Origin of the sequence: Rhodococcus sp. MEB032, assembly GCF_030208925.1 — a bacterium.
GTDB lineage: Bacteria > Actinomycetota > Actinomycetes > Mycobacteriales > Mycobacteriaceae > Rhodococcus_F > Rhodococcus_F qingshengii.
On sequence record NZ_JARVSY010000040.1, the window covers coordinates 28,066 to 51,183 of the forward strand.

At 62.4% G+C, this 23,118-nt stretch carries 22 protein-coding genes; 13 read left to right on the plus strand and 9 right to left on the minus strand.

Annotation, left to right across the window (positions count from 1 at the left end; all coding sequences use genetic code 11):
• Positions 1-49 precede the first annotated feature (49 nt).
• The gene (locus QRN54_RS29280; protein ID WP_003946073.1) at positions 50-1,123 is read right to left on the minus strand and encodes an ABC transporter ATP-binding protein; all 1,074 of its coding nucleotides are present in this window, start codon (positions 1,121-1,123) and stop codon (positions 50-52) included.
• Between the two features lie 114 nt (positions 1,124-1,237).
• Between QRN54_RS29280 and QRN54_RS29285 the strand changes: the two genes are divergently transcribed.
• The 3 genes from QRN54_RS29285 to QRN54_RS29295 are packed head-to-tail and all read left to right on the plus strand — an operon-like array spanning position 1,238 to position 2,983.
• Positions 1,238-2,062 (plus strand): DUF2786 domain-containing protein, encoded by an 825-nt coding sequence (locus tag QRN54_RS29285; RefSeq protein ID WP_030537724.1) that lies wholly within the window; start codon positions 1,238-1,240, stop codon positions 2,060-2,062.
• Positions 2,059-2,556, plus strand: a complete 498-nt coding sequence (locus QRN54_RS29290) for a TIGR04338 family metallohydrolase (protein WP_083058478.1) — start codon at positions 2,059-2,061, stop codon at positions 2,554-2,556. The genes QRN54_RS29285 and QRN54_RS29290 overlap by 4 nt, the downstream gene beginning before the upstream one ends.
• A gap of 58 nt (positions 2,557-2,614) precedes the next feature.
• Positions 2,615-2,983 (plus strand): helix-turn-helix domain-containing protein, encoded by a 369-nt coding sequence (locus tag QRN54_RS29295; protein ID WP_003946041.1) that lies wholly within the window; start codon positions 2,615-2,617, stop codon positions 2,981-2,983.
• Here QRN54_RS29295 and QRN54_RS29300 read toward each other — a convergent pair whose 3' ends face one another.
• Together QRN54_RS29300 and QRN54_RS29305 are read right to left on the minus strand one after the other, a co-directional pair.
• Positions 2,984-3,571 (minus strand): ATP-dependent Clp protease proteolytic subunit, encoded by a 588-nt coding sequence (locus tag QRN54_RS29300; RefSeq protein ID WP_003945993.1) that lies wholly within the window; start codon positions 3,569-3,571, stop codon positions 2,984-2,986.
• Between the two features lie 4 nt (positions 3,572-3,575).
• Positions 3,576-4,184 carry a ClpP family protease gene (locus QRN54_RS29305; RefSeq protein ID WP_116057617.1) on the minus strand — a complete coding sequence of 203 codons (609 nt, stop codon included), beginning with the start codon at positions 4,182-4,184 and terminating at the stop codon, positions 3,576-3,578.
• A gap of 300 nt (positions 4,185-4,484) precedes the next feature.
• Between QRN54_RS29305 and QRN54_RS29310 the strand changes: the two genes are divergently transcribed.
• Positions 4,485-5,279, plus strand: coding sequence for an LLM class F420-dependent oxidoreductase (locus tag QRN54_RS29310; protein WP_030537640.1), 795 nt, complete (start codon positions 4,485-4,487; stop codon positions 5,277-5,279).
• On the opposite strand, the gene QRN54_RS29315 is transcribed toward QRN54_RS29310, so the two are convergent.
• From QRN54_RS29315 to QRN54_RS29325, 3 genes are read right to left on the minus strand one after another with little or no spacing between them, the layout of a single operon-like run.
• Complete coding sequence (locus QRN54_RS29315; RefSeq protein ID WP_285183655.1) at positions 5,201-6,430, minus strand: CaiB/BaiF CoA transferase family protein; 1,230 nt, start codon at positions 6,428-6,430, stop codon at positions 5,201-5,203. The two genes, QRN54_RS29310 and QRN54_RS29315, sit on opposite strands and share 79 nt — an antisense overlap.
• A complete protein-coding gene (locus QRN54_RS29320) occupies positions 6,427-8,142 on the minus strand; it encodes an acyl-CoA dehydrogenase family protein (RefSeq protein ID WP_285183656.1) in 1,716 nt (571 codons plus the stop codon). Before QRN54_RS29320 ends, QRN54_RS29315 begins: the two co-directional genes overlap by 4 nt.
• Positions 8,142-9,518, minus strand: coding sequence for an MFS transporter (locus QRN54_RS29325; RefSeq protein WP_285183657.1), 1,377 nt, complete (start codon positions 9,516-9,518; stop codon positions 8,142-8,144). The genes QRN54_RS29320 and QRN54_RS29325 overlap by 1 nt, the downstream gene beginning before the upstream one ends.
• 146 nt (positions 9,519-9,664) lie before the next feature.
• On the opposite strand from QRN54_RS29325, the gene QRN54_RS29330 reads away from it, so the two are divergent.
• A complete protein-coding gene (locus QRN54_RS29330) occupies positions 9,665-10,543 on the plus strand; it encodes a LysR family transcriptional regulator (protein WP_285183658.1) in 879 nt (292 codons plus the stop codon).
• Here the strand turns inward: QRN54_RS29330 and QRN54_RS29335 are convergent.
• Genes QRN54_RS29335 through QRN54_RS29345 form a run of 3 tightly spaced genes read right to left on the minus strand, consistent with a single transcriptional unit; the run spans position 10,540 to position 14,419 of the window.
• Positions 10,540-12,231: an acyl-CoA dehydrogenase family protein gene (locus QRN54_RS29335; RefSeq protein ID WP_151098503.1), complete on the minus strand. Its 1,692-nt coding sequence runs from the start codon at positions 12,229-12,231 to the stop codon at positions 10,540-10,542. The genes QRN54_RS29330 and QRN54_RS29335 overlap by 4 nt on opposite strands.
• A 10-nt stretch (positions 12,232-12,241) precedes the next feature.
• Positions 12,242-13,747, minus strand: coding sequence for a class I adenylate-forming enzyme family protein (locus tag QRN54_RS29340; RefSeq protein ID WP_285183659.1), 1,506 nt, complete (start codon positions 13,745-13,747; stop codon positions 12,242-12,244).
• Positions 13,748-13,783: 36 nt separating this feature from the next.
• On the minus strand, positions 13,784-14,419 hold the full coding sequence (locus QRN54_RS29345; RefSeq protein WP_030537647.1) for a TetR/AcrR family transcriptional regulator C-terminal domain-containing protein: 636 nt from the start codon (positions 14,417-14,419) through the stop codon (positions 13,784-13,786).
• A 176-nt stretch (positions 14,420-14,595) separates the two neighbouring features.
• Between QRN54_RS29345 and QRN54_RS29350 the strand changes: the two genes are divergently transcribed.
• The 8 genes from QRN54_RS29350 (at position 14,596) to zigA (ending at position 23,117) form a co-directional block, all read left to right on the plus strand.
• Entirely contained in the window at positions 14,596-15,576 is a 981-nt protein-coding gene (locus tag QRN54_RS29350; RefSeq protein ID WP_047270147.1) for a helix-turn-helix domain-containing protein, read from the plus strand.
• Positions 15,577-15,780: 204 nt separating this feature from the next.
• Positions 15,781-16,842 (plus strand): aliphatic aldoxime dehydratase, encoded by a 1,062-nt coding sequence (oxdA, locus tag QRN54_RS29355; protein ID WP_064075482.1) that lies wholly within the window; start codon positions 15,781-15,783, stop codon positions 16,840-16,842.
• Between the two features lie 115 nt (positions 16,843-16,957).
• Entirely contained in the window at positions 16,958-17,326 is a 369-nt protein-coding gene (locus QRN54_RS29360) for an ArsR/SmtB family transcription factor (protein WP_007735244.1), read from the plus strand.
• Between the two features lie 44 nt (positions 17,327-17,370).
• On the plus strand, positions 17,371-18,777 hold the full coding sequence (locus QRN54_RS29365) for a substrate-binding protein (protein ID WP_054187255.1): 1,407 nt from the start codon (positions 17,371-17,373) through the stop codon (positions 18,775-18,777).
• A gap of 114 nt (positions 18,778-18,891) precedes the next feature.
• Entirely contained in the window at positions 18,892-20,457 is a 1,566-nt protein-coding gene (locus tag QRN54_RS29370; RefSeq protein ID WP_042450636.1) for an amidase, read from the plus strand.
• A 73-nt stretch (positions 20,458-20,530) separates the two neighbouring features.
• Positions 20,531-21,154 carry a nitrile hydratase subunit alpha gene (gene nthA / locus QRN54_RS29375; protein WP_042450854.1) on the plus strand — a complete coding sequence of 208 codons (624 nt, stop codon included), beginning with the start codon at positions 20,531-20,533 and terminating at the stop codon, positions 21,152-21,154.
• Positions 21,155-21,180: 26 nt separating this feature from the next.
• Positions 21,181-21,819 (plus strand): nitrile hydratase subunit beta, encoded by a 639-nt coding sequence (gene nthB, locus QRN54_RS29380; protein WP_285183668.1) that lies wholly within the window; start codon positions 21,181-21,183, stop codon positions 21,817-21,819.
• A gap of 98 nt (positions 21,820-21,917) precedes the next feature.
• Positions 21,918-23,117 (plus strand): zinc metallochaperone GTPase ZigA, encoded by a 1,200-nt coding sequence (gene zigA, locus QRN54_RS29385; RefSeq protein WP_285183669.1) that lies wholly within the window; start codon positions 21,918-21,920, stop codon positions 23,115-23,117.
• Position 23,118 lies beyond the last annotated feature (1 nt).

The following is a 23,118-nucleotide window of genomic DNA, read 5'->3' on the forward strand; positions in this document are numbered from 1 at the left end:
GGGTATTACGCCGAACCTGAATCGGTCATGTGTCGTTTGACAGGTCGACCTAACCCAGGCGACGCCCGTCGGTGGTGGCAAAAATGTGCACCTTCTCGGGGTCGACGCGCAGGTTGACGCGCTCGCCCTTCTGCGGCGGATTGCGCCAGTCACCACGCGAGACGATCTGCTGCAACCGTCCGCCGATCGTGGTCCGGCCGTAGACGTAGGCGTCCGAGCCCAGTTCCTCGACGACGTCGACCTCCATCGGCAGGCCTTCGGCGGCGATCTCGAGGTGCTCGGGGCGAATACCCAGAACAACCTCGGTTTCGACGACGCCGTTCATCGTCTCGCGCGGAACCGGAACGATCCCGTCACCGAATGCGACGCCGCCGTCGACGACGGGGAGGGTGAAGAGGTTCATCGCGGGTGAACCCATGAAGCCGGCGACGAAGACGTTCTTCGGCTTGTTGTACAGCTCGCGCGGCGAGGCGCACTGCTGCAGGATTCCCTTTTCGAGGACGGCGACGCGGTCACCCATCGTCATGGCCTCGACCTGGTCGTGGGTCACGTAAACCATCGTCGTCGCGAGGCGTCGTTGCAGCTGAGCGATCTGCGTACGTGTCTGCACACGGAGTTTCGCGTCGAGGTTCGAGAGCGGCTCGTCCATCAGGAAGACCTGCGGCTGGCGGACGATGGCGCGGCCCATCGCCACTCGCTGACGCTGGCCACCGGACAGCGCTTTGGGCTTGCGATCGAGGTACGGCTCGAGATCGAGCATCTTCGCGACCTCTTCGACGCGGGCGCGGATCTCCGTCTTGTTGGTTCCGGCGAGCTTGAGCGCAAAACCCATGTTCTCGGCCACCGACATGTGCGGGTACAGCGCGTAGTTCTGGAAGACCATCGCGATGTCGCGCTCTTTCGGCTCCTGACCGGTGACGTCGCGGTCGCCGATGAGGATGCGTCCGCTGTGGACGTCTTCGAGCCCGGCGAGCATGCGCAGGGTGGTCGACTTTCCGCAGCCGGAGGGTCCGACGAGGACGAGGAACTCGCCGTCCTCGATCTCGAGGTCGAGCTTGTCCACTGCCGGAGTGTTCGATCCGGGGAACAGGCAGGTGGTGCTCTCGAAAGTCACTGAAGCCATGACGGGGTTGATCCCTTCTACCGGCAGGAACGTGCCGGACGATCCAAGTCGAGGGTGAGCGTGTGCGCTAGCAGCATAAACGTCCGTGTCGGCGCCCGAGCGTAGTCTTTCACGGTGAGTTCGGAGAAGATGCTGACCCGCATCGGTGCGCTGCTTCGCCAAGCGGAGTCCACCGACAATCCACACGAAGGTGAAGCCTTCATGGCTGCCGCTCAGCGGTTGGCCACCAGTTCCGCGATCGACCTGGCGGTCGCGCGTGCGCACACCGCGTCTTCGGAAAAGCGTGCGACGCCCACTCAACGGCTCATCACCATCGGCGAACCGGGCAAGCGCGGACTGCGAACGTACGCCCAGTTGTTCATCGCGATCGCCGCTGCCAACGACGTGCAATGCGACATCGCGCAGACGTCGGCCGTCATCTACGCCTACGGCTTCGCCGGCGACATCGACGTGTGCGAGGCCCTGTATTCGAGCCTGCTCTTCCAGATGGTGCGTGACTCCGATGCCTACGTGCGTTCCGGGGCGTACCGCGGCGAAACGTCCGTGCGGACCGTCGTCGAAACTCGTGGACGACGACGCGTCAGCACGCAGGTCCGCAAGCCGGTGGCCGGAGTGACGGCGCGCCTGAACTTCCAGATGGCGTACGCGTCCCGCATCGGCGCTCGGTTGGCCGAGACGAAGCAGGAGACGGAGAAGACCGCGATCGCAGAATCTGCCACGTCGTCTTCCGAAACCGCACTCGTGCTGCGTAACAAGGAAATCGAGCTGAAGGACTACTACTCGTCCAACTCCAAAGCGCGTGGGACGTGGCGGGGCGGCGGCCGCGCAAGCGCCGGGCATTCCTCACATGCTCGACGAGCGGGTGATCGGGCGGCGCGCTCCGCACGTCTGGGGAACCTTCCGGAGATCGGCGGGGTGCGCGGGCAGCTGGACTCGTGAGGGATACGCAGCGGAGCGCCGTCTACGAGGCAGAGACGATGGTGCGCACCATGTTCGATCGCGCCGACCAGCGTGGACTTCGGAGCGTCGAGGTCATGGGTTCCACCATCACCTTGCCGGTCGAGCGCAAATTCGGTTCCGTGGAGTCGGTCCAGGCGTACTGCGATCAGCTACTCGGGCTGAATTGGGTACGGGAGACCTGGACTCGCGCAACCATTCCGGTGTCCGTACGCTCCCGCGGCGGCAATGCCGCCGCTCACTACTCGAACGACGTCATCGCCGTCCCGGACGACCGTGACGGCCGGTGGGCGCTACGCGAATTCGTTGTCTTGCACGAACTTGCGCACCACCTCGGCGACCCCGCCTCCGACGAGGCTTCCCACGGGCCCGAGTTCGTCGACCGCTACACGAGCCTTGTCGGCGAGATCATCGGGCCCGAGGCGGCCTTCGTTCTTCGAGCGATGTTCCTTGCCGGTGGTGTTCGAACGGACTAGATGTCAGCCCTCGGCGAACCCGGTGGTGTCCGTACCGGTCGGCTGGAATACTCGGCCTATGGATGCGCCGCGCAGACTGGTCCTGGTCAAGGGTGAGTCGGAACTCCCCGATCCGGCTGTTGCCGTGCGCAAACCCCCACTGATTCGTGAAGCCTACGGACGAGTGCTGCGGGAGGTTCGACGCGATCAGGACCGAACTCTCGACGACGTAGCCGCAAAGGTCGGGATGTCGAAGCAATACCTCTCCGAGATCGAACGGGGCAAGAAGGAACCGTCGTCGGAAATTCTGCGCGCAATCTGCGAAGCGCTCGGGATGCCGCTCGAGCACCTGCTGTTCCGAGCGGGCAACCGGATCGTTGCGCTCAACTCCCTCACCTTCGGGCACTCTCCCGCACCGATCTCGGGTCCCGTCCTGATGGCGGCCTAGTCAGTTCCCTTCGATGAGGGTGTCGGCCAGCCCGTAGGAAATTGCGTCGTCGGCGGTGAAGATCCTGTCGCGATCGGTGTCCTTACGCAATCGCTCGACGCTCTGACCGGTGTGCTTACTCAGAATCGCCTCGGTCTGCTCCCGGATTCGCAGGATCTCGGCTGCTTGAAGCGCGAGGTCCGAGATGGTGCCACTACCTTGCGTCGACGGTTGGTGCAGCAGCACCCGCGAATGGGCAAGAACATGCCGATGGCCTGGAGTGCCGGCGGCCAGAAGCACTGCAGCAGCCGAAGCCGCTTGACCCATGCAGTACGTGGAAATCGTCGGTTTCAAGAACTGCATGGTGTCGTAGATCGCGAGCATCGCCGTGGTGGAACCGCCGGGAGAGTTTATGTACAAACCGATTTCGCGATCCGGGTTGTCGGCTTGCAGATGCAGCATCTGAGCCATCACGACGTTGGCGACGCCGTCGTCGATCTCTGTGCCGAGAAAGACGATGCGCTCGTTGAGCAGCCTGCTGAAGATGTCGAAAGATCGCTCACCCGTTGGTGTTCGCTCGATGACACTGGGAATCGTGTACTGGGACATGACGTCACAATCCGATCTTGGGGAAGGTGGCTTGCGGTGCTATCTCGGCGAAGGACGTCACGACGCGGTCGACGATTCCGTACTCGCGCGCCTGCTCGGCGGTGAACCAGCGATCCCGATCGCTGTCGGTCTCGATCTCTTCGACGGTCCGGCCCGTTTCGGCGGCGAGGATTTCCTGCGATTGACGCTTCATCAGCTCGAGACTCTCGGCCTGGATCGCAATGTCCACCGCAGTGCCACCGATACCTGCCGAAGGTTGGTGCATCATGATGCGGCTGTGCGCCAAGCTGATTCGCTTGCCGTGGGTGCCGGAGCAGAGAAGCACCTGGCCCATGCTGGCCGCGAAGCCCATCGCGACCGTCACGACGTCGTTGGGGATGAGCTTCATCGTGTCGTAGATGGCCAGACCGGCAAACACCGACCCGCCAGGTGAATTGATGTAGAGCACGACGTCGCGCTTGGGGTCGGTGGTGGCGAGGAGCACCAGTTCCGAACACACACGTTCGGCCATGGCGTCGTTGACCTCGCCGGTGAGCAGAATGGTTCGCTGTCGGAAGAGCCTGTCTGTCAACAGGTCACGGTAGCCGGTATCGGCGGGCGCTTCAGTAGTCATGAATCCATTCCTACCGGCGCTGCAGTGCCGCGGCCCCGCCTGTCTGCTGTGGGCAGACCACCCCTGCTTTTACCCGCCGCCTTTGCCCGCCCCCCCTTTTTTGCCCGCCCCCCCTTTGACTGCCCCCCCTTTCTGAGCGAACGGCACGTTCAGTCGATCTAAGGCGCCGAAAGTACCGTTCGCTCGAAAAGGGGTGGGCACAAGATCGGGCAAACCCGTCACCGACGGCGGCGGTAGCGGTACCGCGCACACCCGGCCATGATGGGAGAAGACAACCATTCCTCTCGTCAGGAGCGTGGCATGACTCGTCCGGTACGCATCGGTGTTCAACTCCAACCCCAGCACGCACCCGATTACGGGTTGATACGCGACGCCGTCTTGCGGTCCGAGGACGCCGGGGTGGACATCGTCTTCAACTGGGACCACTTCTACCCGTTGACCGGCGATCCCGACGGCGCACACTTCGAGTGCTGGACCATGCTCGGCGCCTGGGCCGAGCAGACCGAACGCGTCGAGATCGGCGCCCTGGTCACCGGTGGTGGCTACCGCAATCCGGATCTGCTGGCCGACATGGCGCGAACCGTCGACCACATCAGCGGCGGACGCCTGATCCTCGGCATCGGTGCCGGCTGGTTCGAGAAGGACTACGACCAGTTCGGATACGACTTCGGCACTCCCGGTTCACGGCTGAAACTGCTGGGCGAATACCTCCCCCGCATCACGGGCCGCCTGGCGAAGGGCAACCCGCCGCCGACGCGCAACATCCCGGTCCTCATCGGCGGTGGCGGCGAGAAGAAGACCCTGCGCCTGGTCGCCGAGTACGCCGACGTCTGGCACAGCTTCGGCGACCGTGAGACACACCTGCGCAAGTCAGACATCCTCTCCGACCACTGCGCCGACGTGGGCCGGAACCCGCTGGAAGTAGAGCACTCGGTTCCGTGGCCTGGGCTCGAAAATGCAGCCGACCTGGTCGCCGACGGTGTCTCACTCTTCACCGTCGGCGTCAGCGGACCGGACTACGACCTCACGACGCTTGCCGAGGCCATCGGTTGGCGCGACGACAACACGCCGCCTGCGTTGAGCGGGCTGGCCTGAGCGGTACCAAGGACTTCGTCGTTGTCGGCGCCGAGAACGGGCGGCGCCGACGTCAGACGTGGCCTCTGGCCGGAGAAGTTGACCGGAAAGGCCACTTGCTTCAACGGTCCGAGCGTCGGATGGTCGACGGTTCCGACCATGCCGAGCGCGGCGGTGTGGGGATCGGAGTAGATCTCGTCGAGATGCCGGATCGGTGAGACCGGTACGGCGCGTTCGGCGAGAAGAGCGCACCAGTGTTCGACGGTCTCCGATGCGAAGGCGCTGGCGAGTTCTCGTTCCAGACTCTCGCGGTTCTCCACCCTGTCGCGGTTGTGGGCAAAACGCGGATCGGTGACCAGTTCACTCCTTCCGATGGCCTCGCACAGCGACGCCCACATCGCGTCGTTGCCGACAGCGATGACGAAGTACCCGTCGCTGGCAGGAAATGCTTGATACGGAGCAAGATTCGGATGACCGGAGCCCAACGCAGTCGGGCGCTCACCGGTGGCGAAGTAACTGGTCGCCCAGTTGACGTGCATCGCGAGTTGGCACTCGTACAGCGACGTGGTCACGTACTGTCCGCGTCCGGTCCGGCCTCGCTCGACCAATGCGGCCAGGACACCGACCAGTCCGAAAAGTGCTGCGCCCAAGTCTCCCAACGCAAATCCGGATTTCATCGGAGCGCCGCCGGGCTCACCGGTGAGCGACATGAGCCCGCCCGCGGCCTGCGCGATCATGTCGTACCCCGGTTCGTCGCGCAGCGGTCCTTCTTCACCGAAGGCAGAGATGTGCAGGGTGATCAGATGCGGGTATCGCTCGGACAGTGCCTGGTAGTCGAATGTCTTCTGTAATCCGCTGCCCGGCTTGAAGTTCTCCACGACTACATCGGTCTCTTCGAGCATGCGGTGGATGATCTCCTGCCCTTCGGTGGACTTGAGGTCGATCGTGACCGACTTCTTACCGCGGTTGATCGCGAGATAGTAGGCGGCATCTACCCCGACGAAGGGAGGCCCCCACGAACGCGTGGGGTCGCCGCCTTCAGGGTGTTCGATCTTGGTGACGTCGGCACCGAGATCGGCAAGCGACATGGTTGCGTACGGCCCGGCAAGGATCTTCGACAGATCCAGAACACGGACGCCGGCGAGGGGTGTGGGGCCTGTTGGAGAATTCACCGCTGAACTCCTGCTACGGAGAGGAACTCGGCTACGACGTCACGTGCATCATCCAGCTCGACGTCACCGCCGTCGGTGATCACGTCGAGATTGCCGAGTGCAGCCGACGGCACCTTCCCCGCAAGACCGGCCAGGTAGGAATTCGCCACCAGCAGTGACCGGTACCCGCGACCTTCTCGGATGCCGTGATCCGCAAGGTCGAAGAGCAGGGTCGCCATGACGGTACGAGCCAACTCGTCGGAGTACCTTGCACTCGCAGCCTGCGCGGCATCGTCAGATCCGGAGATCAGACGATCTCCTTCATCGACCAGTTCCTCCCAGCGCCGCAACAGAACTCCGGACCCGGCCTCGCAGTCCGGTCCGACGGTGGACAGGATGTCCGTCATCGCTCCCGCGACGGTGCGGTGCGAGTTGAACTTACGTAGGCACCGAAGTACGTCCAGCGCAATGACATTGCTCGACCCTTCCCAGATCGATCCGAGGTGAGCGTCCCGGACGAGTCGCGCGTTGGCCCATTCCTCGATGTAGCCGTTTCCTCCGCGCACCTCCATGGCCTCGCCGGTGACCACCCGCGCGCGTTTGCAGACAAAGTGTTTGGCGATCGGTGTCAGTACTCTGATCAGTGCGCGCGCCTGTTCGTCGCCGCCGTCTGCTGCCTGAAGATACTGTGCGCTGTACGCGACCAGGGCCAGCGAAGCCTCGGCATCGAGTGCAAGGGGAAGAAGTGTCGCCCGCATCAGCGGCTGCTCGAAGAGCCTCTTACCGAACACGACTCGGCTCTTCGAATGTTCGACGGCTTCACGAACTGCTCGGCGCATGAGAGCGCTCGAACGCATCGCATTGGAGAGGCGAGACGTGTTGACCATCTCCGCCATCTGGCGGAACCCTCGATCGAGTTCACCGACCTGGAGTGCGTGCGCGCGGTTCAGCGTCACCTCGCCGCTCGGCATGGAACGCGTACCCAGCTTGTCCTTGAGACGATCGATCGTGAGGTTGTTGCGCTCGCCGGATCCCAAGGTCTTGGGCACCATGAACATTCCGACTCCACGCGTCGAACCATCCTGTCCGCCCGGGAATCTTGCGAGGGTGATGATCACATCGGCATCCGGGTTGGAGGCGAACCACTTCTTGCCCGTCAGAACCCATCCGTCGCCGTCGCGCTCGGCGCGTGTTTCGGTGCAGGCGATGTCGGTGCCTGCCTGAATCTCGGTCATGAACATCGCACCCGTCTTCGCCTGATCGGGGTCCGTCGACGTCAACGCTTCGATCCAGGGCGAGAACACGGCCGGATCACCGAACATACGCAGGGTCCGCGCAGCAGCATCTGTCATCGACACCGGGCAGGCCAGCCCGAACTCGGCCTGCACGAAGATGTACGACGCGAGGTACTTCGCGAGTGGCGGATGCACGGAGTCCCATCCGTGCAACCCTTTTCGGTGCGACATGGCGGACAGGCCGTACTCGTTGTACGCCGCCCGGCACAGTTCCAGGTAGGCCGGGTGATAGGAAATCCGGTCGACGCGGTCACCGGCCTTGTCGAATTGCTGCAGCACCGGCGGGTTCTTGTCTGCGATGTCGGCAAGCTCGGACAAACGGCCGGCTGCATCTCGGCCCAGTCGGTCGAGCAATCCGTTCAACGTCTCTCGGTCCGCCTCGGCGGTCCATCTGTCCACTACCGCTGTCAGAGCGGGGTCGGTGTGTGCAAAGTTCATCAGTGGTCAACGCCTTTCAGGGTGGAAGCATCGGTCATGTTCGAGGAGCTCGTCGACTCCAGCCCGGGCGCTTGCGCATGCAGCGCACTCCTGCGCAACAAAGCAGTCATACAGACAAGGGAGAGAACGACATACACGAGCCCTAGAGCTACGACCGGCCAGATCGAGTTGGTTCGCGTCAGCAGATACTGGCTGACCATCGGGGCCGTTCCGGCAAATACGGCGGTCGACAATTGGTACGACAGAGAGATGCCGGTATACCGAACATTGGTGGGGAAAACCTGTGCCAGGATGCCGGCCAACGCGGCGTAATACATTGCGTGAGGCGCCGTCGCGAGGACCATCCCCAGAATCGCCAAGGGCACGGAGCCCGTCTGAACCAGCACGAACATCAGTGGTAGGAGCACGATTTCCGGAAGCAGCATCCAACGGACCGCTTTCGACGGATCGATCCGCGTGGCCAGCACAGCACCGAAAGGCTGTACGAGCGCCTGGGCTACCAGTGCCACGGTGATCACGAGGAGGAAGTCACTACGCTCGAAGCCGAGATCCGTTGTCGCCCAAGAGAGCGCAAAGGTTGTCTTGACGTACGTGATGGCAACACCGGCAACCACAGCGCCGACGCCGAGGGCAAGTTCGACGGGATGCGACCGCAACACTTCGACCAGCGGCATCCGTGTACGCTCCTGTGCCGCAACAGCCTTCTTCATCTCGGGTGTCTCGGAGATGTGCAACCGGATGTAGAGAGCGACGATCACCAAAGCTGCGGATCCGAGGAACGGCAGACGCCAACCCCACGACTCGAACACGGAATCCGACATCAACGTCAGGCCGAGGAAGGCCAGCGTCGCGAGCAGGTTGCCGACCGGTGAACCCTGCTGCGCAAACGCACCGTAGAGCACCTTTTTCTTCGGGGGAGCGAACTCGGTGGCGATCAATACGGCGCCACCCCATTCGCCGCCCATGGCAATGCCCTGGAGAACACGCAGTGCCACAAGCAGTATCGGTGCCCAGATCCCGATCTGGGAGTACGTAGGGAGGAGGCCGACACCGACGGTTCCCAACCCCATGAGCGCGAGGGTGATGATCACGGCGTTCTTGCGACCGAACTTGTCTCCGAAATGACCGAACACCACTCCGCCGACCGGACGCGCCACGAATCCCACGGCAAAAGTCGCGAAGGCTGCGAGTGTTCCCACCGCCGGCGACGCATCCGGGAAGAACAGCGGGCCGAGCACCAAGGCGGATGCGGTTCCGTAGATGTAGAAGTCGAACCATTCGATGGTCGTTCCGACAAACGCCGTGATTCCGGCCTTGCGTGCCTGTTTGGTGTTGTATTCAGGTGGATTGGTGTCTTGACCTGGGTGTTGATCCACGGTTCTCCCTGATTCTCGCGTCGGGCATCACCAAGGGATGCAATGTGAGGCGTGAATCACTATCGTCCGAAATCCATGTAGAGTCCAAGACTTAGTTCGACTTATTTATGTGGGAGAACCACATAATGAAACCCGGGAGGAGCGACGTGGAACTGCGTCAACTGCGCGCGTTTCTCGCAGTCGCCGACGAACTTCATTTCGGCCGGGCCGCCGAGCGACTCCACATTGGGCAGTCCCCGCTCAGTCAGACCATTCGAGCGCTCGAGCGTGAACTGGGCACCGACCTGTTCGTCCGGACCACCAGATCAGTGCAACTGACCGCAGCCGGCGAAGCCTTGGTCACGCCCGCACGGATCATCGAAGCGCAGATCGCCGTGGTACGAGAAATCGCATCGGCCGCGTCGACTGGCGAGACGGGCCGTGTCACAGTGGGTTTCGGCGGAACAGGCGGCTACACCGTCCTGTCGGCCCTCACACGGTCCTTGGCCGACTCCCATCCGGGAATCGAACTGGAACTACGGCCGCAGATGTACTCGGGTGAGGTGCTCGACGCTCTCCGACGCGGAGCACTGGACATGGGCATAGTCGGCCTGCCCATTCCGCGCGGATTCGAGACTCACACTGTGCGGGAGGAAACCTTGATGGTCGCGGTTCCGGCCAGGCATCACCTCGGTACGCATGACTCGGTGTCACCGGAAGACCTGGCAACCGAACGATTCGTGATGTATCCCGCCGAGCACGGCTCGGTGGTGCGCGATGCAACGTTGTCCGTTTGCGCCACAGCAGGTTTCACGCCCACCATCGCACACGAAGCCCCCGATCCGTACAGCCTGTTGGCCATGGTCGGAGCGGGGGTCGGGATCGCCGTCGTCGTGGAGTCGACGGCGCATCTGTCCATGGACGGGGTCGTGTACCTGCCGATCGCCGGGGCCACGCCCACGCTGAAAATCGCGATGGCATGGCGACCCAACAATCCGACGCCGGCAGTACACACCGTCACCAGGTTACTGAGGGAGCAGCCTTAGGCTCTCGCGAGAATTCCGGCGAAATCTGTTCCCACAGGCAGAGTTCCGTACTCGTGACCACGGTCGGCGCCGAGGCGAGCGGCAATGAACGCATCGGACGAGGCGGCCGGGGAGTGGCGCACCATGAGCGAAGCCTGCAGTGCCAACGCCATAGCCTCGACGACGGTCCGAGCGCGGAGTTGAGCGTCGGCAGGTGCCATCGTGGCGAGCTCACCGAGTTGGCGTCGTACCCGATCGAGGTGCTGATCGAGGACCGGGTTGTTGCCGCGGGCGAGGTTGACCTCGTGGTCGAAGGCGGCAACGGAGTCGGGTTCACGGGTCATCGCGCGCAGGACGTCGAGCGCGATGACGTTGCCCGACCCCTCCCACACGGCCATGACGGGCTGCTCACGGTAGCGACGGGCAAGCGGGAAGTCCTCGGTGTAACCGTTGCCACCCAGGCACTCGAGGGCTTCGTAGGAGTGGTGCGGGCCGCGCTTGCAGATCCAGTACTTCGCAACAGCCGTCGCGAGTCGGCGGAACGCCTTTTCCTGCTCATTCGCGTCCTCGTCCTGCGCACGGGCCAATCGCAGTGCGGTGATGGTCGCGGCCTCGGATTCGAGAGCCAGATCGGCAAGCACCGAGGTCATCGCCGGCTGATCTGCCAGGACGGCACCGAAAGCGCTGCGGTGCCGTGCATGCCACACCGCTTCGGCGACCGACTGACGCATACCTGCCGTGCTGCCGAGGATGCAGTCGAGTCGCGTCTGGGACACCATTTCGATGATGGTCCGCACGCCACGACCCGGTTCGCCGATCATGGTGCCGACGGTGCCGTCGAGTTCGATCTCGGACGACGCGTTGGACTTGTTGCCCAGCTTGTTCTTCAGACGCTGGATACGGAAGACGTTGCGTGTGCCGTCAGGCAGGATGCGGGGGAGAAGGAAGCAGGAAAGTCCCTCGCCGGCAGCACCTTCGGCCTGAGCGAGAACCAGGAAGGCGTCAGACATCGGCGCGGAGCAGAACCACTTGTGTCCGGTGAGGAGGTAGTCCGCACCCGGGCCGCCACGTCCGGCCGGCTTGGCGATGGTCGTGTTGGCTCGCACGTCGGAGCCACCCTGCTTTTCCGTCATCGACATTCCGAAGATCGCGGATGCCTTTCCGGGAGCATCCAACTCGGGGGTGTAACTCCGAGAAAGGGCACGCGGGGTCCAGATGGCGGCTACATCGGGTTGCAGCTCGAGCGAGGGGATCACAGCGTGCGTCATGGAGATTGGGCACGCGTGGCCCGGTTCGACCTGGGAGAACAGCATGAATGCCGCGGCCCGAGCCACGTTGGCACCCGGCTTGGGGTCAGCCCAGGCAGAGGTGTGAGCACCGTGCGCAACGGCGGCAGAGATGATCCGGTGATACGACGGATGGTATTCGACCTCGTCGATGCGGTTTCCCCAGCGATCGAAGGTCTTCAATTCGGGGATCACCGTGTTGGCCAGCTCGGCGTCGTGCTGGAACCCGGCACTGCCGACCAGTTCACCGATATCGGTGAGTTCACTGGTGGCCCAATCGGCGTCGTGACGCGCGACGCCTTCGGCCAGGACCGTATCGAGCAGGAACTCGTTGACGTCCGTGCGCGGTACCGACTGGTTGAGCACTGCATGGGTGCGATGCGGAGCCGGGTGGGTGACGGTCTTCTCGGAAATATCAGTCATGACAGGCCTTTCAGCTCGCTGCGCGGATGAGGTGCTTCTGGATCTTGCCGGTCGGTGTACGCGGAAGAATCGTCGCGAACACCACTTCACGCGGAATCTTGTAGCGCGCCAACTTGTCCGAGAGGTAGTCCTTGATGTCGTCGGCGCTGATGACATCCGGTTCACGCCAGACGACGTGCGCGACGACGGTCTCGCCCCATTCTTCGTTGGGTTTTCCGACAACGGCGACGTCGACGACGTCCGGGTGGCCGGAGATCACGTCCTCGACCTCCTTGGAGTAGACGTTCTCGCCGCCCGTGATGATCATGTCCTTCGCGCGGTCGACGATGAAGAGGTAACCGTCCGCATCCTTGCGCGCCAGATCGCCGGTGCGATACCAACCGCCGTCGGCAAAAGCAGCCTTCGTGGCAGCGGGGTCGTCGAGGTACCCCTGCATGACGGTGTCGGCGCGCAGCCAGATCTCACCGATCTGATCGGGCTCCGCGTCGGTGCCGTCATCGGCAACCAGGCGCAGGTCGACGCCGGCCAGCGCGACGCGGCCGATCGAGCCCGCCTTGCTCAACTGCTCTTCGGGGTACAGCACGGTGCCCACTGGCCCGGTCTCGGTCATGCCGTAGACCTGCCGGAATTCGGTGGTGCCGTACGACTCCACCAGTCGCCGAGCGACATCCGCGCCGATCGGTCCCCCGCCGTACAACCACGCACGAACGCTTCCGAGGTTGTAGTCGGCAAAGTTCGGCACGAGGTTGAGTGCGGTGGTATAGATGACCGGCGGGCCGAAGCAGAGGGTAATGCGTTGTTCCTGAACTGTTTCCAGAAATTTGACGGGATGGTACTCGCGCAGCAGCACGACGGTTCCGCCCATGTAGAGCGTGGACATGAACCAGTTGTTGAGCGGGGAAGCGTGCCAGATCGGGACGGCCATGAGCAGTCGCTCGTCCCGAGTCGTCGACACGGCGAGGGCCGCGGTGACGGCAACACCGACGACGTTGCGGTGGCTGTGGACGCAGCCCTTGGGCGAGCCGGTAGTCCCCGAGGTGTAGAGGATTTCGGCCGGATCGTTCTCGTCGATGTCGATACCGTCAACGCCGTCCTGGCGGGTGATGGCGTCGTCGAAGAAGTCGAAACCGTCTGCGACAGAGTCCGTGCTGATCAGCTTGGCCGTTGTCTCCAGTCGACCGACAACCGGCGCCAACTCACCGTCGAAGACGCACACCGACACCTTCGCGTGTCCCAGCACGTAGGCAACTTCCGGAGTCTGCATCTTGTGGTTGATGGGGACCACGACGGCGCCCAAGCGCCAGGCACCGAGCATCGCGTACACGAATCCCGGAGTGTTGTAACACATCAGCGCGACGCGGTCGCCCGGCTGCACGCCCAGCGACTGCAAATAGCCTGCGGCGCGTCGACTTCCGTCCTGAACCTGGGAGTACGTGTGATCGTGACCGTCGAATATCAGGAAAGGTTTGTCCGGGTTCTTGGTGACGTTGCTGTCGAATACGCGAACGATATTCATCGAAGTCCTTGTCGGAGAATCACGCTCGAAGAGAGTTCATTCCATCGAGCTGTTGAGTACGGCGTCGGGTATCTGGAGGGTGGCGAAGATGACGGCAACCGCCTCCTCGAGGGAGTAGCCGAAGCTCTCGCCGGTGGCAGTCTTCTGGATGACGAGGCCGAAGATCGCAGACCAGAAGGCCTTGGACTCGACGTCGATGCCCGCGCGCAGCTGCCAGCCGGTGCGGATCAAGGTACGGAGGAGGGCGGTTTCGCCCGAGGAGTGCAGAGTGCGAAGCGTTTCGGAGATCAGGTCGCGGAGTTCACCACGACGACCCGTCATCATCATCGCTTCCACGAAGAGTTCGACGCTGGGAGCGCCCGAGCCCAGGAGGGATCCGACCAGCTTCTCGGTGTAATCGCCGACCGTGTCGGCGTCGGCCGCATCGACCTCGGCACGCTTGCCTGCGCGCAGAACGGCCGCGCACGCCACCTCGACGAAGAGCTTTTCTTTGGAGCCGTAGTAGTAGGTCACCTGGTTGGGATGGGCGCCGGCGGCCGTGCAGATCTGCGCGATGGAGACGCTGTCGCCGTGCTCGAGAAACAGCTCGGTTGCGGCGTTGAACAGCGCCATGCGCGTCTGCTTGCCCGACTCACGCGTCGCGCGCGCTGCGGGAACTGCCTCGGTGGCCATCACGAACTCCTACTTGTTTGTATGACAAACAATAACTCGGCGTTGTTTGTATGGCAAACAATTTCTTCCCGACGCGATGACATGTCGACTTCTATCGACATGTCTGATGTGCGGGATTACTCTCTGAACATCGAGCACCCGAGAACTTCGGCTTTTCTGCGAGGAGGCGCCCTGCAATGCTCGCGCGATCCGGCTTCTCCCTGCCCACACGCACGACTCTCACGGGCGACTGGGCAGATTTGTTGCGCGAGCATTTTGTCGCGCTCGACGTATCCGATATCGGAGACGGCGATCGATTCAGCGGGGCCGTCCACTCGGCCCAACTCGCACACGTTCGGGTATCCGCAGTTCAATCGATGGAACAACGAATAGTCCGTAGCAACAGCCTGATCAAGAGCGACGGCGCGGACTATCTGCAGATCGGGATGATCCGCCGCGGTAGCGCGGTAGTGCGCCAAGACGACCGCGAATGCGTCCTGCGACGTGGCGACTACGTCCTGTACGACACCACGCGCCCCTTCGATTGGCAGATCGAGGGACACGCACACGACGGCATCTGGGGACTCGAGGTGTTCACCTGGCCACGGTCGTACCTGTCGCTCAGCGACGCGGAAGTCACGAGCCTGACCGCCATCGCCTTCGACGGACACGCGGGCCTGAGTGGTCTGCTTGGTCGCTTTCTTCACGATCTTGCCTCCGTCCGCATGACGTCCGACGCAAGCGGAGACGAAGAGGAAGTCGTCAACGAGATCGGCAACCTGGTCAAGTCCGTTCTTCACACAACTGCGCGACCGATCACCTCGCGGCGAACCAGCCTCTACGAATCCGCCCTGTCGGTCATAGACGCCCGCATCGCAGACCCGGCCCTGTCTCCGGTGGACATCGCGGGATCGGTCAAAGTCTCCATTCGGCAGTTGCACCGAGCCTTCGCCGAACACGGCACGACGGTGTCACGGTCGATTCGCAGCCGTCGACTCGACGGTTGCCGTCGTGAGATCGTGCAACGACACGGAGTAGAGCGGTCGCTGACCCAGATTTCTCACCGCTGGGGATTCACCGACCTGGCCGCCTTCAGTCGAGCCTTCAAAGCGGAATTCGGGATCAGCCCGCGGCGGTACCGGTCGCAAGCAGCGGCCCCCACAAGTACTACCCGCTGATCTGTAACATCTTCGGACACTTACCCATTGAACATGGTGTTCAAAATTTTCTGTCGCCGAAACGTATCCACAATTCTTGGCACGGTAGGCCAAGCATCGGGCGCTGACGGCCAAGTTTGCTCGGCTGAGCGGGCGTAGATTTTCGGCACGGCGTTGCCAAGTGCCAGGCACCCGATTCGACCACCTACATCACAGGGAGCACTCATGGAATCTGCAATCGGCGAACACCTTCAATGCCCGCGCACTCTGACCAGGCGGGTCCCGGATACCTATACGCCACCGTTTCCCATGTGGGTCGGGCGCGCAGACGACACATTGCACCAGGTCGTGATGGGCTATCTCGGCGTGCAGTTCCGCGGCGAGGATCAGCGCCCGGCAGCACTGCGGGCGATGCGGGATATCGTCGCCGGCTTCGACTTGCCGGACGGACCGGCACACCACGATCTCACCCATCACATCGACAACCAGGGCTACGAGAACCTGATCGTGGTCGGTTACTGGAAAGATGTTTCTTCCCAACATCGTTGGAGCGCATCACCTCCAGTATCCTCCTGGTGGGAGTCCGAAGACCGCCTGTCGGACGGATTGGGGTTCTTCCGCGAGATCGTGGCACCGAGAGCCGAACAATTCGAAACGCTCTACGCGTTCCAAGACGACCTCCCCGGAGTGGGAGCTGTCATGGACGGTGTCAGCGGCGAAATCAACGAGCACGGCTACTGGGGTTCGATGCGCGAGCGGTTTCCGATCTCCCAAACCGACTGGATGCAGGCCTCGGGCGAACTACGGGTCGTCGCCGGTGACCCCGCCGTAGGTGGACGCGTAGTAGTGCGGGGACACGACAACATCGCACTGATCAGGTCCGGGCAGGACTGGGCCGACGCGGAAGCAGACGAGCGCAGCCTCTACCTGGACGAAATCCTGCCCACTCTTCAATCGGGCATGGACTTCCTCCGCGACAACGGCCCGGCCGTCGGGTGCTACAGCAACCGATTCGTACGCAATATCGACATCGACGGAAACTTCCTCGACTTGAGCTACAACATCGGCCACTGGGCCTCCCTCGACCAACTCGAACGGTGGTCGGAATCCCACCCGACCCATCTACGGATCTTCACGACGTTCTTCCGGGTGGCCGAGGGCCTGTCGAAATTGCGTCTCTACCATGAGGTCTCGGTATTCGATGCCGCCGATCAGCTCTACGAGTACATCAATTGCCATCCCGGGACCGGAATGCTGCGCGACGCGGTGATCACCGCCGAGCACTGACCGAAGTCGCCGGCAATCTTCGGCCACATTCTTTCCCTCGGAGGCAACTCGAGATATGTTGACGGGTGTCGACATATCTCAGTAGAGACCATCGAGGAAGCGCGGACAGCAGACAGTGACTACTCAACGAAACGAAGAGTTGGCGTTTGCTGTGCTGGCCGACCAAGTGCGTCGACAGATTCTCGACACGCTGGCTACACACGGCGAGTGCAACGCGGGCTTCATCAGCGATCAAATTTCGACGGTCGGTCGCACCACGGTATCCACACATCTCAAGGCGCTGCGGTTGTCCGGCGTGATCGTCGAACGGCGTCAAGGACGTCATCGCCTGTTCTCGATAGATCCATCGGGGCCCGCCAACGATGCACTCCAGTTCCTGCGCGACGTCCTCGGGCGAGCGCTGGAAGCAGGTTCGAACGCCTCCGAGTTGCCGGCCACTGCGACTGAGGATTCAGACGTCGCATCGGTGCGTCGCCGAGCGTGAGGCCTTGTTGAGCCCCAGCACCTATTTCAGGCAGGAAGTAGAACGTGCCAGGTCTCTCCGTAACGGCACAGATCGTGACGACCGACCCACCAGGGTCAGCCTTCGAGCGCCTCGAAACGGGGCAACTGCTCGAACTCGAATGTGAGCAACTGACGGTCGGGGCCGCTGCCGCCATCTCCCTTCCCGTCGGCGACGGCGCACGCGCAGATCCAGTCGGAATGCCGATCACGCTGTTGGGATACGTCGCCGGCGTGAAGCGGGGCCGATCGGTCGTGATCGTGCACCACCAACCGTGGCGCGGCCGCCTGACGATCCGGTTCTTTCCCGACGGCGCTGGGACCCGGATCGTTCTCGAGTCCAGCCTCGATCAGGACGGCATTTCCTGGCTTGCCAACAAGCGCGGATTCGCTCCACCCGAACCTCCGCGTTCCGACCGACATCGGATCGGGCTGCTGGTCAGCAAATCCGGCCCGGCAGCTGTATTCGCCCAGGCGACAGAAACACTCGCAGCCCTGGCCGTGGAAGAAATCAATGCCGACGGCGGCATCGGCGGCGTTCTCGTCGACTTGGTGATCGGCGATGACGCTTCCGACTCGGCGGCCGGAGCGGCGACCGCACTGCGATTGGTGAAAAGCGGATGTCGCGCCGTTTTCGCGTGCGTGACATCGTCGACCTTCAATGCCGCTGCATCTGCATTGCAGAACACCGGTGTGCTGTTGGTGCACACAGTTCTCAACGAGGGAGGTCGATCGCGTCCGGGAGTCCTTCGATTGGGTGAGCGACCACTCGACCAGACGCGAGCGGGCATACCCGCAATGATGTCCGAGACCGGTTCTCGCACTTGGTTCCTGGTCGGCCAGCAGTATTCGTGGTCGTTCGGAGCGCATTGGGCGGCCCGGCGTGTGATCGCCGAATCCACAGGTTCGGTGGCCGGCGAAGTCTACGTACCGTTGGGGACAACCGACTTCTCACGCATCATCGAGTCGATAGCCGACTCCGGGGCCGAACTGATTCTTTCCACCCTGGTGGGCCATGACGAGGTCTTCTTCGAACGACAATGCGCCCAGCACGGACTGCGGGCCACCACGCGGACGTTTGCATTGGTCCTCGACGAGGCCACTCAGCAGCTCATCGGCAATTCCGATGCCGACGGAGTCTGGGCGGCATTCGGCTACTTTCAATCCGCAGCCGGCGATCACGACCTCGAAAAGCGATACAGCGCGAGCTCGAACGAACTCCTGCCTCCGCTCAGTTCCCTGTCGGAGACAACATACGAAGCGATCGTCGCTTACGCACGCGCAGTCGAACGAACGTCGGCAGGCGATCCGGAAACAGTACTTCGGCAGCTTGTCACGACATCGAAAAGCTCTACGAACAACGGCGTTCCACTGCATCGACCGATTCTGCTCGCTGAATCACGCCGTGGGCGCCTGTACCCCCGCTCTCTCTGAGCGCGCGTAACCCGAACTTAACGAGTCAATATGTCGATACCTATTGACGCAATTATGGATCCGGCCCTAGTCTGAAAGACAAGTGAAGCCGATCACATCAGGAGCACACTTCTCATGGCGACAATCCGACCTGACGACAATGCAATAGACACCGCCGCAAGGCATTACGGCATCACTCTCGACCAGTCAGCCCGGCTCGAGTGGCCGGCACTGATCGACGGAGCACTGGGCTCCTACGACGTCGTCGACCAGTTGTACGCCGACGAGGCAACCCCGCCGACCACGTCACGTGAGCACACGGTGCCAACAGCGAGCGAAAATCCTTTGAGCGCTTGGTATGTGACCACAAGCATCCCGCCGACGTCGGACGGCGTCCTGACCGGCCGACGCGTGGCGATCAAGGACAACGTGACCGTGGCCGGAGTTCCGATGATGAACGGGTCTCGGACAGTAGAGGGGTTCACTCCGTCTCGCGACGCGACTGTGGTCACTCGACTACTAGCGGCCGGTGCAACCGTCGCGGGCAAAGCTGTGTGTGAGGACCTGTGTTTCTCCGGTTCGAGCTTCACACCGGCAAGCGGACCGGTCCGCAATCCATGGGACCCACAACGTGAAGCAGGTGGATCATCCGGTGGCAGTGCGGCTCTCGTCGCAAACGGTGACGTCGATTTTGCCATCGGCGGGGATCAGGGCGGATCGATCCGGATCCCGGCGGCATTCTGCGGCGTCGTCGGACACAAGCCGACGTTCGGGCTCGTCCCGTATACCGGGGCATTTCCCATCGAGCGAACAATCGACCATCTCGGCCCGATCACACGCACGGTCCACGATGCCGCACTGATGCTCTCGGTCATCGCCGGTCGCGACGGTAACGACCCACGCCAAGCCGACAGCGTCGAAGCAGGTGACTATCTGTCCACCCTCGACTCCGATGTGGATGGTCTGCGAATCGGGATCGTTCGAGAAGGTTTCGGGCACGCGGTCTCACAGCCCGAGGTCGACGACGCAGTCCGCGCAGCGGCACACAGTCTGTCCGAAATCGGTTGCACGGTAGAGGAAGTAAACATCCCGTGGCACCTACATGCTTTCCACATCTGGAACGTGATCGCCACGGACGGTGGTGCCTACCAGATGTTGGACGGCAACGGATACGGCATGAACGCCGAAGGCTTGTACGATCCGGAACTGATGGCACACTTTGCTTCTCGACGCCTTCAGCACGCCGACGCTCTGTCCGAAACCGTCAAACTGGTGGCTCTGACCGGCCACCACGGCATCACCACCCTCGGCGGCGCGAGCTACGGCAAAGCCCGGAACCTCGTACCGCTCGCCCGTGCCGCCTACGACACTGCCTTGAGACAATTCGACGTCCTGGTGATGCCCACACTGCCCTACGTCGCATCCGAACTACCGGCGAAGGACGTGGATCGTGCAACCTTCATCACGAAGGCTCTCGGGATGATCGCCAACACAGCACCGTTCGACGTGACCGGACATCCGTCCCTGTCCGTTCCCGCCGGCCTGGTGAACGGGCTTCCGGTCGGAATGATGATCACCGGCAAGACCTTCGACGATGCGACGGTCCTCCGGGTCGGGCGCGCATTCGAAAAGCTTCGCGGCGCGTTTCCGACGCCTGCCGACCACATCTCCGACTCTGCACCACAACTCAGCCTCACCTAGTTCTGTATCCGCACTTGCACAACAAATTCCACCGATTCACACATGATCAGCCCGCATAGAAAAGGTGAACCAGATGTCAGTAACGATCGACCACACAACGGAGAACGCCGCACCGGCCCAGGCGCCGGTCTCCGACCGGGCGTGGGCCCTGTTCCGCGCACTCGACGGTAAGGGATTGGTACCCGACGGTTACGTCGAGGGATGGAAGAAGACCTTCGAGGAGGACTTCAGTCCAAGGCGCGGAGCGGAATTGGTCGCGCGGGCGTGGACCGACCCCGAGTTCCGGCAGTTGCTTCTCACCGACGGTACCGCCGCGGTTGCCCAGTACGGATATCTGGGCCCCCAGGGCGAGTACATCGTGGCAGTCGAAGACACCCCGACCCTCAAGAACGTGATCGTGTGCTCGTTGTGTTCATGCACCGCGTGGCCCATTCTCGGCCTGCCCCCTACCTGGTACAAGAGTTTCGAATACCGTGCGCGAGTGGTGCGTGAGCCACGGAAGGTTCTCTCCGAGATGGGAACCGAGATCGCGTCGGACGTCGAGATCCGCGTCTACGACACCACCGCCGAAACTCGCTACATGGTTCTCCCGCAACGTCCCGCAGGCACCGAAGGCTGGAGCCAGGAACAACTGCAGGAAATCGTCACCAAGGACTGCCTGATCGGCGTCGCAGTCCCGCAGGTTCCCACCGTCTGATCACCCCGACAAGAAGGAAGCACACCATGGATGGAGTACACGATCTTGCCGGAGTTCAAGGCTTCGGCAAAGTCCCGCATACCGTCAACGCCGACATCGGTCCCACCTTCCACGCCGAGTGGGAACACCTTCCGTACAGCCTGATGTTCGCCGGTGTCGCCGAACTCGGGGCATTCAGCGTCGACGAAGTTCGATACGTCGTCGAGCGGATGGAACCCCGCCACTACATGATGACCCCGTACTACGAGAGGTACGTCATCGGCGTCGCGACACTGATGGTCGAAAAGGGAATCCTGACGCAGGAAGAGCTCGAAAGCCTCGCAGGGGGACCGTTCCCACTGTCGCGGCCCAGCGAATCCGAAGGGCGTCCGGCACCCGTCGAGACGACCACCTTCGAGGTCGGTCAGCGAGTACGCGTGCGCGACGAGTACGTTCCGGGGCATATTCGAATGCCTGCGTACTGCCGCGGACGAGTGGGAACCATCTCTCATCGGACTACCGAGAAGTGGCCGTTTCCCGACGCAATCGGCCACGGGCGCAACGACGCCGGCGAAGAACCGACGTACCACGTGACGTTCGCGGCGGAGGAATTGTTCGGTAGCGACACCGACGGCGGCAGCGTCGTAGTCGACCTTTTCGAGGGTTACCTCGAGCCTGCGGCCTGATCGTCCAACATTCCGGGCGGCGGTCACGCGATCACAGCGTTTCGCGTGACCGCCGCCTGATCACAGCAATTCTCTCATTCGGAAGGACACTGGAAATCATGGTCGACACACGACTTCCGGTCACGGTGCTGTCAGGTTTCCTGGGCGCCGGGAAGACGACACTACTCAACGAGATCCTGCGAAATCGAGAGGGTCGGCGGGTCGCGGTGATCGTCAACGACATGAGCGAAATCAACATCGACAGTGCAGAAGTCGAGCGTGAGATCTCGCTCAGTCGCTCCGAGGAGAAACTGGTCGAGATGACGAACGGCTGCATCTGCTGCACTCTGCGAGAGGATCTTCTCTCCGAGATCAGTGCCTTGGCCGCCGATGGCCGATTCGACTACCTACTCATCGAATCTTCGGGCATCTCCGAACCGCTTCCCGTCGCAGAGACGTTCACATTCATCGATACCGACGGCCACGCCCTCGCCGACGTCGCCCGACTCGACACCATGGTCACCGTCGTCGACGGCCACAGTTTTCTGCGCGACTACACGGCTGGGGGCCGCGTCGAAGCCGATGACCCGGAAGACGAACGAGACATCGCGGATCTGCTTGTCGATCAGATCGAATTTGCCGACGTCATCCTGGTGAGCAAGGCAGATCTCGTCTCGCACCAGCACCTGGTCGAATTGACCGCAGTCCTGCGCTCTTTGAACGCATCCGCTGCGATAGTTCCGATGACGCTCGGTCGCATCCCACTCGACACGATTCTCGACACCGGTTTGTTCTCACTCGAAAAGGCTGCACAGGCCCCCGGATGGTTACAAGAACTCCAAGGTGAACACACCCCCGAAACCGAAGAGTACGGAATCAGTTCGGTGGTGTACCGCGAGCGCGCACCCTTCCACCCCCAACGGCTGCATGATTTCCTCAGCAGCGAGTGGACCAACGGAAAGTTACTTCGGGCCAAGGGCTACTACTGGAATGCCGGCCGGTTCACCGAGATCGGGAGTATTTCTCAGGCCGGTCATCTCATTCGCCACGGATACGTCGGCCGTTGGTGGAAGTTTCTACCCCGTGACGAGTGGCCGGCCGACGATTACCGTCGTGACGGAATCCTCGACAAGTGGGAAGAACCCGTCGGAGACTGCCGACAAGAACTCGTCTTCATCGGCCAATCCATCGACCCGTCTCGACTGCACCGAGAACTCGACGCGTGTCTACTCACCACAGCCGAGATCGAACTCGGGCCAGACGTGTGGACCACCTGGAGCGACCCCCTGGGCGTCGGCTATACCGACCAGACCGTTTGAT